The 12,690-nt window shown below is 46.4% G+C and carries 12 protein-coding genes; 5 read left to right on the plus strand and 7 right to left on the minus strand.

The window, feature by feature from the left end; all coding sequences use genetic code 11:
• Positions 1-143: 143 nt before the first annotated feature.
• The 7 genes from QP775_RS17885 to QP775_RS17915 all read right to left on the minus strand — a co-directional run bounded on the left by QP775_RS17885 (position 144) and on the right by QP775_RS17915 (position 7,241).
• On the minus strand, positions 144-1,058 hold the full coding sequence (locus tag QP775_RS17885; protein ID WP_285108104.1) for a carbohydrate ABC transporter permease: 915 nt from the start codon (positions 1,056-1,058) through the stop codon (positions 144-146).
• 15 nt (positions 1,059-1,073) lie between these two features.
• The gene (locus QP775_RS17890; protein ID WP_285108106.1) at positions 1,074-2,036 is read right to left on the minus strand and encodes an ABC transporter permease; all 963 of its coding nucleotides are present in this window, start codon (positions 2,034-2,036) and stop codon (positions 1,074-1,076) included.
• Between the two features lie 463 nt (positions 2,037-2,499).
• A complete protein-coding gene (locus QP775_RS17895) occupies positions 2,500-2,823 on the minus strand; it encodes a hypothetical protein (protein WP_239329326.1) in 324 nt (107 codons plus the stop codon).
• A gap of 446 nt (positions 2,824-3,269) precedes the next feature.
• Positions 3,270-3,719 (minus strand): hypothetical protein, encoded by a 450-nt coding sequence (locus tag QP775_RS17900; protein ID WP_239329327.1) that lies wholly within the window; start codon positions 3,717-3,719, stop codon positions 3,270-3,272.
• A gap of 273 nt (positions 3,720-3,992) precedes the next feature.
• A complete protein-coding gene (locus QP775_RS17905) occupies positions 3,993-4,784 on the minus strand; it encodes a hypothetical protein (RefSeq protein WP_285108109.1) in 792 nt (263 codons plus the stop codon).
• Between the two features lie 248 nt (positions 4,785-5,032).
• A complete protein-coding gene (locus QP775_RS17910) occupies positions 5,033-6,142 on the minus strand; it encodes a D-alanine--D-alanine ligase (protein WP_285108111.1) in 1,110 nt (369 codons plus the stop codon).
• Between the two features lie 103 nt (positions 6,143-6,245).
• The gene (locus QP775_RS17915; RefSeq protein ID WP_239329330.1) at positions 6,246-7,241 is read right to left on the minus strand and encodes an amidase domain-containing protein; all 996 of its coding nucleotides are present in this window, start codon (positions 7,239-7,241) and stop codon (positions 6,246-6,248) included.
• Positions 7,242-7,619: 378 nt separating this feature from the next.
• On the opposite strand from QP775_RS17915, the gene acnA reads away from it, so the two are divergent.
• The 5 genes from acnA (at position 7,620) to QP775_RS17940 (ending at position 12,655) form a co-directional block, all read left to right on the plus strand.
• On the plus strand, positions 7,620-10,346 hold the full coding sequence (acnA, locus tag QP775_RS17920) for an aconitate hydratase AcnA (RefSeq protein ID WP_239329331.1): 2,727 nt from the start codon (positions 7,620-7,622) through the stop codon (positions 10,344-10,346).
• 230 nt (positions 10,347-10,576) lie between these two features.
• Complete coding sequence (locus tag QP775_RS17925; RefSeq protein WP_285108114.1) at positions 10,577-11,083, plus strand: GNAT family N-acetyltransferase; 507 nt, start codon at positions 10,577-10,579, stop codon at positions 11,081-11,083.
• Positions 11,084-11,086: 3 nt separating this feature from the next.
• The gene (locus tag QP775_RS17930) at positions 11,087-11,587 is read left to right on the plus strand and encodes a phage tail protein (RefSeq protein ID WP_285108116.1); all 501 of its coding nucleotides are present in this window, start codon (positions 11,087-11,089) and stop codon (positions 11,585-11,587) included.
• Positions 11,588-11,614: 27 nt separating this feature from the next.
• Entirely contained in the window at positions 11,615-12,118 is a 504-nt protein-coding gene (locus tag QP775_RS17935; protein ID WP_285108118.1) for a phage tail protein, read from the plus strand.
• A gap of 18 nt (positions 12,119-12,136) precedes the next feature.
• Positions 12,137-12,655: a phage tail protein gene (locus QP775_RS17940; protein ID WP_285108119.1), complete on the plus strand. Its 519-nt coding sequence runs from the start codon at positions 12,137-12,139 to the stop codon at positions 12,653-12,655.
• Positions 12,656-12,690: the final 35 nt, after the last annotated feature.

Genomic DNA, 12,690 nt, shown 5'->3' on the forward strand with positions numbered 1-12,690 from the left:
ACAAGCATTTATAATAATCATAGGCACTGGCCTACGTTATTACCTAGCCTCGTATTTCAATAGTACAATTGCCTACAGACGATGATGCATAGACCAGCGTTGGCTGAACTTCTGTTAGGATATCGATAACTTTACCCGTAAAATCAGCCTTTTACAGATCCAATCATCACCCCTTGTACGAAGTAGCGCTGCAAGAACGGATAGACAGCTACCACCGGCAAGGTTGATACAATTATGACCGCATATTTCAAGAGTGATGCCGCATCCGCTTTATTATTCAGTGCAGAAGCTACCGATGCGTTGATCGCAGCGCCGGTTGTTTCGGCCGACATCTCTTGCAGAACAAGAATTTGGCGCAGAATCATTTGCAGTGGATACTTTGATTCCTCGTTCAAATAAATGAGTGCACTAAAGTAACTGTTCCAGTGTCCTACACCGTAGAACAAAGCCATAACGGCAATAATCGGCGCAGACAGCGGGAGTACTATTTTAATGAATAAGCGCATATTGGTACAACCGTCAATATGTGCCGCTTCTTGCAGCTCTTTTGGTATAGTCGACTGGAAAAACGTTCTCGCCACAATGATGTTCCACACTGAAGCTGCACCAGGTAAAATAAGTGCCCACATGCTGTTTATCATACCTAAATTTTTGACTAACAGGTAACCTGGTACCAAACCGCCGCCAAAGAACATCGTGACCATAAACATCCCCATAAAGAATCCACGTCCGACGAAGTCGCTTCGACTTAAGCTGTAAGCCGCTGGCAAGGTCACAAACAAGTTGACTAACGTTCCTACGGTCGTATACAGAATCGTATTTCCATAACCAGACCATATTTTTGAATTTTCAAATACCCTTAGATACCCTTCAAATGTAATGCCTTTCGGTAACAGCCACATTTCACCTGAATTTACATACTTCGGATCACTTATAGACGCGCTTATGATATACAGTACAGGATACAACACGACAAGAAGTGCAATCGATAAGTAAATGTAGTTTAATATAACGAATATTTTATCTCCTCTTGATTCCTTTACAGCTACGGCTGCCATATAGCCACCCTCCTTCTACCACAAGCTGTTGCCGGTGCGTCGTGCGATTTGGTTAACGGTAATCAGCAAAATTGCGTTTACGACTGAGTTAAACAATCCTACTGCAGTTGAGAAGCTGTACTGTGCATCTACAAGACCGGAACGGTACACAAAGGTGGAAATGACGTCAGATGCACCCATATTAAGCGAGTTTTGCAGAAGCAAAATTTTCTCAAAGCCTACACCTAGAATGCTGCCCATATTCAAAATAAGCAGAATCGTAATCGTAGGCGTAATGGCAGGAATGTTAATATGCAAAATCCGTTTAAATCGGCTTGCACCGTCCACAATTGCCGCTTCATGAAGCTGAGGATCAACACCCGATAAGGCAGCGAGATAAATAATCGTTCCCCACCCAGTCCCTTGCCAAACACCCGACAACACATACAAGGTTTTAAACCAAGCCGGTTCCGTTAAAAAGTTGACAGGATCAAATCCTAAAAACTGAATAATATGATTGATAATGCCAGTAGACGGCGACAAAAATGTGATAATAATTCCCGCCATAACAACGACAGAAATGAAATGTGGTGCATAAGTAATCGTTTGTACGCTTCGTTTGAAGAAGCCATCCTTTACCTCATTAAACGCTAAGGCCAAAATAATCGGCAGTGGAAACCCAATTGCTAACTCGTATAAACTAATGCTGAGCGTATTCCACAACAAATCCCAGAAGTAATACGATTCAAAAAATCGCGTAAAGTGGTCGAATCCAACCCATGGACTACCCCAGATTCCCTTCGTTGGGATAAAGTTCTTAAAAGCAATCTGAATGCCGTACATCGGACCATAATGGAAAATAAGGAAGTACAGAAATGCCGGCGCTATAAATAAGTACAGTTCCCAGTTCTGAAGCATCCTCTTCCACACTGTCTTGTTGTTCTTGCCTGGATTCTGAATCACGTTGGCTGAAAGTGCTCCTTGTGCGTTCTCGTGCATCGTGTCCACTCCCTCCTTTCAAATGTTAGGCTTTCTCTTTTCTCTGTATATCTCTCCATCAATCTATAATGGAAGCAGCTAGCCTTCATTGTAGAAAGCGGTTACAACATGATGTGAAATCGTTGATATGTTCAATAACGATGTCCATCAACTACACCTTGTTGCTCGGCTTTCAACAGTCAAGCTATTTAAGATCGCATCGTTGCTAGCGCTTACATTGACAATTGTAGGCCACTTCTTTGCACAACGTAAATATGTCGTTTTCGCTTCGTGCTTTTGATAGCCATAACCCTTGGTACATAAGGATTTTATGGACTTTTAACACTCAAATGACAACGCTTCCTCTGAGGCTGAATGTGTTTATTTTGTTGTCAATAAGCCGAATTTGCACTCGCTTTTGCCACATCAAAAAGCGTCAATTGTCACAATCCCTCGTGACAATTGACGCTAAAAAGAACATTATTTATTTGCGATTAGGTTCGCCGAAAAACATTTCGTGTGCCAGCGCGGTCTGGACATGGGACTCTTCTGACGTTAACTTCCGAACCAGTTCCATCTCCACCTCTGTTACTTCTTCGCCTTGAAAATTAATCTCTGCAATCGAGGCCACAATCTTTACGATCGCAACAGCCACATTTGCAGAACTATAGGCAATGACTTTCTGGCCTGTCGGGAAGATACGCAGTCCCGTTTTTTTCATTTTGCCGCGTCCATACTCCAGCAACTCGTACAATTCCTGATCAGTCTTGAATTTACAAACAGAATTAAATTCCGTAGAGAATCCCATCTTCACCGCTCCTTTACTGTTCTTCTTTCTATTGAACCATGAATACAGAAAAGAAGGCAAACCGAACGTCTGCTACCTGCGTTCAAGAAATAAGGGATGCTCTGTCCAACATCGCTGATTAGAACCAACCTGCCACTGTCTGAGCTAATAGATATACACAAACTTCTGATGTTATATAGATATGCCTTACATTTAACGAATAGAAATCAGCATTTCTCTTGTACCCGAACGTTGCACTGGACCTAACGCAACGAAGACGGCCGCGGCCGTCTTCGTTATCTATGTGAACCGCTGCCAACTGGCAAGCAGCGAAGAACACTGTGTATTCATTGGCCTCATGTACTAAACAAAAACAGTGTGACTTGCATCCAACGTTTGTACTAACTAGAACTGAGTTTCCTAATCCCATTTTGTAGAAAGCCGCTCTCGCTCATTATTAGATCAACTTATGGCTGCTGCCTCTTGGCATCAATTAGACGTTGAATACGCTGTGTCATGTGCTGTTGAAGCTTGGCTGTCTGCTCAGTGGACAGCTGATGATGCTGGACTTGCTCATGAAGCTGATTCTCCATCTCTAACGTCATCGCTCGCGTTAGTTGATCTGGCTGAATCCCCTGATCGCTTGCATACTCACCTAATGACTTTCCGTTCTGAATGGCTTGACGTAAAGCATCCTGTCCTAGTCCAAGCATCATTAACTGTTTGCTGACGTTAACCGTTGCAGCAGGCTGCTTACTTGGGGCTGAATCTGTACGCTGGTTTGGTGTTCCTGTTCTTATTGTGGGTTTATCTTTCGATAATGATAATGTAGATGCAGTTGTCTCCGCATAAGCGTTAGCTGGAATCATCATACCTAACAAAATCGTAATGGCTATAAGTCTAGCGTATTTCGTCATAACTTACTTCCTCCTCAGCTAATATTTCGATTGTTTATCTTATGATCCATGAAGGTAGGGTAATATCCATTCAGTTGATAGGCAATGCCAATGAAAATAGGGCCGTACCGTGTTAACCAAGATCTGCTCAGATATTTCACTGAATAAGAATAAGTATATGGTTCACATCTTAACTAAACATGAGTCCAACCTTAAAAACATATAAAAATAGCGTACAACAGATAGAATTCACGCTCTCCATTGTACGCAAGTTAAGTTATCGTTATCCGTTATTTACGCATTAGGCTCCGCCTTCTTCATTGGCTGTCCGTGCTGGCCATCCCGATTATCGTGATGCCCCTCAATCCATCTGTCCATGTGTGAAAGTATTCTTGCCTTGGTCCGTACACCTTCCTCCGCGGTCAATTTGCCACCCGTTACTTCTACTTCAACTCGCTGCTCAACCTGCGATTTGAACAGCAATCTAAGCTTCTTTTTGCTTACTCCTTTAGCTGCCGCCATGTCGCCAAGAGACTGTCCTGCTGCAGCTGCTTTTCTTACCTCTGCCTGACTAAGACCAATCTGTCCTAATACAGCATGCAGGGAGTCTTTAAAAATTTTCCGTTTGCTTTCTCGCTTTGCCAACTCTGCAAGACTATGTTTGCGATCAATCATCCGTTCCAGCTTTGCTGTCATAGATGCCTTAATTCGAGCCGCTTTCTCGTTTGTAATTGTGCCCTGCTGCAGCTCCTGCTGTAGCTGCCGCTCCAACTGGTCACTCAGTGCTTGTAAAAGTTGGCTGCGCGATACGCCGTTTGCAGCAGCGTATTCGACTAATGATTGGCCTTTGGACATAGCTTTCTTCATTGCATCTTCACCGAGTCCAAGCGATACGAATGCCTTATCGATGTTCATCATTCTGACCTTTCTGGCGCCGTGCATCTGCTCTGTATCGGTCACCTTGTCAGAAGGTTGTGCAGCTTCGGCAAAGTTTACTTCTGGCGTACTATTCTTTGCCCAAGCATCAATAGGCAGCAGCACACTAACTAAGGCAGCCACCAACAACAACCGCACGTACTTGTTCATTCTCATTCCTCCTGCATCACTTACTCATGGCGTTATGGAAATATCTAACCACGGCATAGCATTAGCGTTAGCCGGCCTTCTTAATAAAACATGAGTATAAAATTAAATTTCATTAACGTACACAAGAGCGTAGTAAACGGGCATAAAAAATACCCCTTATGTGGATGCTGGTTGTACTCATCCAGCTTGTCGCCCACATAAGGAGTATTATTGTTAATTGTGTGTATAATAAGTGCAGTTAATAGAAATTAAACACTTTCATAATGAAGCTGCTGCTTCGCCTCAAAACGATCAAGCGCAAGCTGGATCAATTGATCCAACAAATCCTGGTAAGGCAGGCCGGTTTCTTTCCACATAAGCGGATACATGCTGAATGGTGTAAATCCAGGCAGCGTATTTACTTCATTAATAAATACTTCCATATCCGAACGGCGTACAAAGAAATCAATACGCGCCAAGCCTGAACCGTCAATAGCACGGTAAGCCTTTACTGCCAGCTCACGAATACGCTCCGTCAGCTCACTGTCTATCGGCGCCGGAATCGCCATGCTGGACTTGCCATCTGTGTACTTTGCCTTATAATCGTAAAATTCGTGTGCGGAAATAATCTCACCTGGCACAGAAGGTTTAGGCTCGTCGTTGCCCAGTACACTCACTTCAATCTCTCGTGCATCTACGAACTCCTCCACAATCACTTTGCGATCGTATTGCAGGGCCAGTTCAATGGAGGCAATTAACTCCGTGCGATTACGAGCCTTGGATATACCAACCGATGAGCCCAGATTCGCTGGCTTAACAAAGCAAGGATAGCCTAGCTCCGCTTCAGTATGAAGCAGCACCTGTTCACGCTCACGTTTCCACTCGCTTACAATAAAGTGAACGTACTTGCATTGTGGAATATCGGCATGAGCAAATGCCTGCTTCATAAAGGCTTTGTCCATCCCTACAGAGGAAGCAAGCACGCCTGCTCCTACATACGGCAGGTTCGCCATCTCAAATAAGCCTTGAATCGTACCGTCTTCTCCGTTAGTACCATGCAGCAATGGGAAGATAACATCAAGCGTCTTGCTCGGTGCCGTTTCTCTGCTGCTATCCAAGCCCGCAAATAGCAGTTCCATTGCTCGTACAGTTCCACCACTCGAAGAAAGAAGCGTGAGTTCCGATATGTCCTGAAATGGTGCATGCCGCGGCTCGCCGACGCGCCATTCGCCCGACCTTGTAATAAAGAAAGGTACAAGTTCGTATTTGTCATAATCAAATGCATTCATAACCGCAAAAGCAGTCGATAATGATACCTCATGCTCTCCCGACTTGCCGCCGTACACGATGCCGACGCGCATTACTCTTTGTTGTCCCATAAGTCCCTCCGTCAGCGCTGTAGCGCCAATAGTTCTCTCTTATGACGTCTATCCGTCCTGCCCGCTACCAGCCCGCTAATCGGAACGTGTCCAGCCTGTTCAGTCAGAAGAAGTCAGTTATATGAAAAAAGCGATACTGAGTCGCTTCTGTCCATGCATAGGAATCTTGATAATCCCAATAACGGTGCCTGCTGTTGTTCGTATGTGCGTTAACAAGCGGCATTCCATTCTTATCAAATGCGGTCACAATCGTATTGTGCTGGTAGTGGCCGTCGCCATCCCAATCATAAGCAATGACGTCACCCAACTGCAGATCACTAGCATGCTTAACAGCCACAGCCCGCAGCCCAGTCGTACTGGAGGTAAGAAGCCGCTCCATGCTGTTCGATACGGCCCAACTGTAGCTCCAGCCTTCACTGCCATTCACCATGCCTTTATACCACCAGCCCGATTCTCTCCTACCAGTATAGTTCATAGGCGCCCCGCCTGCAAAGAGACATTGGGAGACATAATTGGTGCAATCGACCTCAAATGACAAAAATCTCGGGTTAGGCTCATTCCACCACTGTTCAGCATACTGAACAGCCTTCTCCCTAAGGTAAGGCGAAGATTTTACCGTCTTAACGGACCCTAGAACATCCATATTCAAGTACGGCAGCGGAGGTGATAACTGCCCCTGTTCACGTTCTGTCCCCAGTTGTATATTGCGCACATGCCGCTCTATCTGAGGATGATCAATCTGCGAGATAATCCAGCTTTCCCCCTCTCTCGTCAGTGTGATTCGCTCTCGATCAATACGTTCTTCTACAAATGTTGTTCCCTGCTGCTCTGCCTCTCGCTGTACATGGAACTCCATATCTACCGTCACTTCGCCCTCTCCCTCTCGAGTTCGGACCAGCTTCGCTTTGGTTTGGCTTTTGAGAGGGGAAGTGTCGCGTTCCCGATACCAAAGTTTTAAACGTCTGCTTCGTTCACTCATTCGCAGTGTGTAGTCCATATCGGTAATTGGGGCATGGAGTGTCTGATGCCGATCGTCCACCTCATGCCGATTATGCTGGTCTACATATAAATAGAGCGTATTTTTCCATGCCTGCCGCATCATTCACGCCTCCTTGTTCCGCGTCTTGCGTCTCATTAATAGAACCTTTCTTAATTAGACAGGCAGGACCGCTTTAGTATAAGGAGCATGCCCATCTTAAGCTTGATCAGTTAGTTCATTGTATGCGGGTCATGCAGATCGCATGATGAGGTCATGATGAAGTTGGCAGAATGTTAAGCCACAATCAAATATTTAGGCATTATTTTGCAGCAAAAAACCTTTACCAAATTTCTAATAAACGCTATACTGAGAGTACGAATAAAAATATGAAATCACGTTCCATCTAGTGAAACGTGTACAAAAATTTGGATGAGTTGCCCTACTTTACACACAACCCGCTCTATCAGTCATCAACACAACCATGGAGGAGGTACTATTATGGCAAGAACAGATGCATTCTCCGCAGCTCGCGAACTGAGCGTCGGAACCAAGTCTTACCGTTACTACAGCTTGGAGGCCCTTACAACACAAGGATTTAATGGCATATCCCGCCTGCCGTTTTCGATTAAGGTGCTCCTTGAAGCCGCAATCCGTCAATTCGATGGTCACGCGATCACTTCAGAGCATGTCGCACAGATTGCAAATTGGGCAGAAGGCCGTGACGAGAACAAGGAGATCCCTTTTATTCCCGCACGTATCGTTCTACAAGACTTTACAGGCGTACCTGTCGTTGTTGACCTCGCGGCAATGCGCGATACCGTTAAGAAAGCTGGCGGCGATCCGAAGCAGATCAATCCGCTTGTGCCTGTTGATCTCGTCATTGACCACTCTGTCATGGTTGACGCGTTCGGCACAAAGGATGCGCTTGAATATAACATGAACGTAGAGTTTGAACGCAACGAGGAGCGTTATCGCTTCCTTCGCTGGGCTCAGACTGCATTTGATAACTTCCGAGCAGTACCACCTGCAACAGGTATCGTTCACCAAGTTAATCTGGAGTATTTGGCTTCCGTGGCAGCAACCAAGACGGTTGACGGCGCAACTGAAGTATTCCCGGATTCACTTGTAGGTACAGACTCTCATACGACGATGATTAACGGTCTTGGTGTTGTTGGCTGGGGTGTCGGCGGTATTGAGGCCGAAGCCGGCATGCTCGGTCAGCCGCTTTACTTCGTAACACCTGAAGTTATTGGCTTCAAGCTGACAGGCACACTGGCTGAAGGCGCCACAGCGACTGACCTGGCACTGACAGTTACACAGATTCTGCGTAAGAAAGGTGTTGTTGGCAAGTTCGTTGAATTCTACGGACCAGGGTTGTCCAACATCAGCTTGGCTGACCGCGCTACTGTAGCCAACATGGCCCCAGAATACGGCGCTACTGTCGGGTTCTTCCCCGTAGACAGCGAGACCTTAAACTATATGCGCAGCACAGGCCGCACGGAAGATCAGATCGAGCTGGTTGAAGCCTATTATCGTGCGCAAGGCATGTTCCGTACAGATGAGACAGCAGATCCATCATTTACGGATGCCATTGAACTTGACCTTGGTTCTATCGTGCCAAGCTTGGCAGGACCAAAGCGTCCTCAGGACCGCGTAGAGATGGCTAACATGAAGCAAGCCTTCAACGATATCATTCGTACACCTATCGATAAGGGCGGCTATGGCTTGTCCGATGAGAAGATCGCAGAAGAAGTAACGATATCACATCCGAACGGTCAAGTAAGCAAGTTCGGCACAGGTGCTGTCGTAATAGCAGCGATTACGAGTTGTACGAACACATCCAACCCGAGTGTAATGATCGGCGCTGGCCTAGTAGCCAAGAAAGCCGTTGAACGCGGCTTGAAGAAGCCAGCATATGTGAAGAGCAGCTTGACGCCGGGTTCACTTGTTGTTACCGAGTATTTGAATAAAGCCGGCCTAATCGATCCGCTCGAAGCACTTGGCTTCCATGTAGCCGGATATGGCTGCGCAACATGTATCGGCAACTCCGGTCCATTACCTGATGAAGTCGGCAAGGCAATCACGGATAATGACATGACAGTGGCAGCAGTATTGTCTGGTAACCGTAACTTTGAGGGCCGTGTTCACGCGCAAGTGAAAGCCAACTATTTGGCTTCTCCGCCGCTGGTAGTTGCTTATGCGCTGGCTGGTACGGTGAACATTGACTTGGCTAACGACCCGATCGGTTATGATCAGAACGATCAACCTGTATATTTGAAGGACATCTGGCCATCTAACGATGAGATCAAACAGGCAGTAGCCCAAGCGATCACACCTCAGATGTTCCGTGACAAGTATGAGCATGTATTTACACAAAATGAACGTTGGAATTCTATCCCTGTGCCGCAAGGAGAACTGTACGAGTGGGATGAGAACTCAACATATATCCAGAACCCACCGTTCTTCTCGAACTTGGGTGATGGCTTGGCTGATATTGCAGATATCAAGAATGCAAATGTCCTGGCTTTGATGGGCGATTCTGTTACGACGGACCATATCTCCCCAGCAGGTAATATTAAGGCAGACAGCCCTGGCGGCGAGTACTTGATCAAGCATGGCGTGAAACGCGAAGACTTCAACTCGTACGGCTCCCGTCGTGGTAACCACGAAGTGATGATGCGCGGCACGTTTGCGAACATTCGTATCCGCAACCAAGTCGCACCTGGTACAGAGGGTGGTGTAACAACTTACCTGCCTGATGATGCGGTCATGTCGATCTACGATGCTTCCATGAAGTATCAGGCAGCAGACAATAACTTGATCGTTATTGCAGGTAAGGAGTACGGAACAGGCAGCTCGCGCGACTGGGCCGCGAAAGGCACGCTCCTGCTTGGCGTCAAGGCTGTCATCGCAGAAAGCTTCGAGCGGATTCACCGCTCCAACTTGGTTGGCATGGGCGTACTCCCGCTGCAATTCCAAGAAGGCCAAGGCTGGAAGGCATTAGGAATTACAGGACGCGAGAAATTCGATATCGCCGGCCTGTCCAATGACGTACAGCCAGGTCAAGAAGTTCGAGTGACAGCTACTCGCGAGGATGGTACGACATTTGAATTTAACGCTTGCGTCCGACTGGACAGCATGGTAGATGTAGACTACTACCATAATGGTGGTATTCTACAAACCGTTCTTCGTCAAATGATTGCCAGCGAGCGCACTCATGCTTAATGAATAGCTTAACCTTGAACAGCACCTGCGGATCTAACCGCAGGTGCTTTGTTATGTATACTAGCAGCAGAACCGACCATCACTAACCTTCTACTAGTACTAAATAGCTAGATTTAAGTATGATTATTCATTTCTTATTATATTTTTTTCCGTTTTTTGACACAGAACGACGCACTTTTGTTACAATTAGCTCTGTACTATTCATATTATGAATCTAATGATGAAATGAGGTGTTTATAATAAACGCTGTCACAAAGCTTGTCGAGCCGGGTCACCCTCTCTTGTTCGAGTTAGCCGCTGTAGTTAAACGGAACGAGCTAGTAGCATGGAATTGGCCTCAACTTGAGCTTGAAGCGTTTATCCAACAGCAATTAGCGTTCCAACTGCACGACTATCAGCAGCGATACCCCCACTTAAAATGCAGCATCATTGAGCTTGACGCCCAACCAATCGGACGGCTTATTATTCATCAAGATGCGAGTCATATTCACATCTTAGATATCGCTCTCGCTCCAGAACATCAAGATCAGGGTCATGGGACCCATATCCTGCGCACTATAATGCAATCTGCTTATGATACCAATCGTTCTGTCTTTCTGCATGCAGACATACAAGGAAAAGCAAAAACATGGTATGAAAAGTTAGGTTTTAAGTCTCATCCTGTCGTGCAATATCCTTATGTTCCGATGGAATACATACCAACCGTCATAGATGGCGCTTATTTGAAAGGAGATTAACATATGGCAGAACCTTATATTGGCGAAATACGCATGTTCTCAGGCAGTTACGCCCCTCAAGGCTGGGCACTATGTAATGGACAACTGTTATCTATTTCAGAAAATGAGGTTTTATTTACGCTGCTTGGTACTACTTATGGAGGCGATGGGCAGACCAACTTTGCACTGCCTGATCTTCGTGGCCGTGTCCCTATTCATAATACACCCACGTATCCACTGGGCAGCAGAAGTGGAACCGAGACGGTAACACTTACGTCGGCACAACTTCCAGTTCATAGCCACGGCATCGTCTCCACGAATGATCAGGCGATGCAGCAAAGCCCTGAGAACGCAGTCTGGGCGGCCCCAAGCAGCGCCATTTATGGGGACCAAGCACCCACGGGAACAATGAGTCCGGCAAGTATACTGCCAACAGGCGGTAATCAACCCCATAACAATATGATGCCTTATCTGACGGTCAACTTTATCATTTCTTTATTCGGCATCTACCCTAGCCGAGCCTAATTACGATTCATAGAAGGAGGTATTCTTGTGTCAGAACCCTTTTTGGCTGAAATCCGTCTTTTCCCATATGGCTTTGCCCCTAAAGGCTGGTTACCTTGTGAAGGACAAATACTCAATATTAATACCAACCAGGCCTTATATTCTCTACTTGGTGTTACTTATGGTGGAGACGGCAGAACTACCTTTGCACTGCCCAACCTGAAAGGAAGAGTTCCTATTCATACAAGCCCAACTCATCCATTCGGACAGTCTCAGGGAGAAGCAGCGCATACGCTAACGATTAATGAAATGCCTGTACATACACACACGGCTCGCGCGAGTTCACAGCCACCATCACTCCCATCCGCGCAGGACAACGTATGGGCAGCACCGGTTACGGAGAGCTATGCACCTCTGACGGCAGCTCCCGACTTGATGTCCGTCAATGCGCTGGCTGCAGCAGGAGGCAACCAGCCGCATAATAACATGCAGCCTTACCTTAGTTTACAATTCTGTATTGCCACTGTTGGTATTTATCCAAGCCGCAGCTAATCTGAGGAGGACACATTAATGGATCCATATGTAGGTGAAATTAGAATATTTGCAGGTAACTTTGCACCTGTGGGTTGGGCCTTATGCAACGGACAGCTTCTAAGTATCCGATCATATGCCCCACTGTATTCCATAATAGGAACAACGTATGGCGGAGACGGCAAGACAACCTTTGCACTGCCTAATATGCAGGGCAAAGCTCCAATTCATCAAGGAACAGGAGTATCTCTTAGTAGTTATCCGATCGGCAGCACCGGCGGCGACAAGACTGTGACCTTATCAGAGTCAGAGATTCCGGCGCATACGCATGCTCCACAGTTTACCAAGGGGGCTAGTCAAGAGAAGCCATCTCCCAACCTTTGGGCTGAGTCTTCCAAGAAGCCGCGGCCGAATCTGTATCAAAGCACGGCAGATGTATCCATGTCTCCGTCCACTGTACAGCGTTCCGGTGGCAATCAAGCGCATAACAACATGCAGCCTTACTTGGTAATGAACTATATCATTTCCCTAGAAGGGGTATACCCCCCACGAAGTTAGTCTTGTAGTCTGAGTGCAGAAAGGAGCTTTACCGC

Source organism: Paenibacillus sp. UMB4589-SE434 (genome assembly GCF_030226685.1).
Lineage (GTDB): Bacteria > Bacillota > Bacilli > Paenibacillales > Paenibacillaceae > Paenibacillus_B.

Coding starts and splice junctions, on each gene's coding strand:
- QP775_RS17900 (WP_239329327.1), bottom strand. CDS start 3,719: ATGACGAAATACGCTAGACTTATAGCCATTACGATTTTGTTAGGTATG.
- QP775_RS17915 (WP_239329330.1), bottom strand. CDS start 7,241: ATGCGGCAGGCATGGAAAAATACGCTCTATTTATATGTAGACCAGCAT.
- QP775_RS17940 (WP_285108119.1), top strand. CDS start 12,137: ATGGATCCATATGTAGGTGAAATTAGAATATTTGCAGGTAACTTTGCA.
- QP775_RS17895 (WP_239329326.1), bottom strand. CDS start 2,823: ATGGGATTCTCTACGGAATTTAATTCTGTTTGTAAATTCAAGACTGAT.
- QP775_RS17885 (WP_285108104.1), bottom strand. CDS start 1,058: ATGGCAGCCGTAGCTGTAAAGGAATCAAGAGGAGATAAAATATTCGTT.
- QP775_RS17905 (WP_285108109.1), bottom strand. CDS start 4,784: ATGAACAAGTACGTGCGGTTGTTGTTGGTGGCTGCCTTAGTTAGTGTG.
- QP775_RS17930 (WP_285108116.1), top strand. CDS start 11,087: ATGGCAGAACCTTATATTGGCGAAATACGCATGTTCTCAGGCAGTTAC.
- QP775_RS17910 (WP_285108111.1), bottom strand. CDS start 6,142: ATGGGACAACAAAGAGTAATGCGCGTCGGCATCGTGTACGGCGGCAAG.
- QP775_RS17890 (WP_285108106.1), bottom strand. CDS start 2,036: ATGCACGAGAACGCACAAGGAGCACTTTCAGCCAACGTGATTCAGAAT.
- acnA (WP_239329331.1), top strand. CDS start 7,620: ATGGCAAGAACAGATGCATTCTCCGCAGCTCGCGAACTGAGCGTCGGA.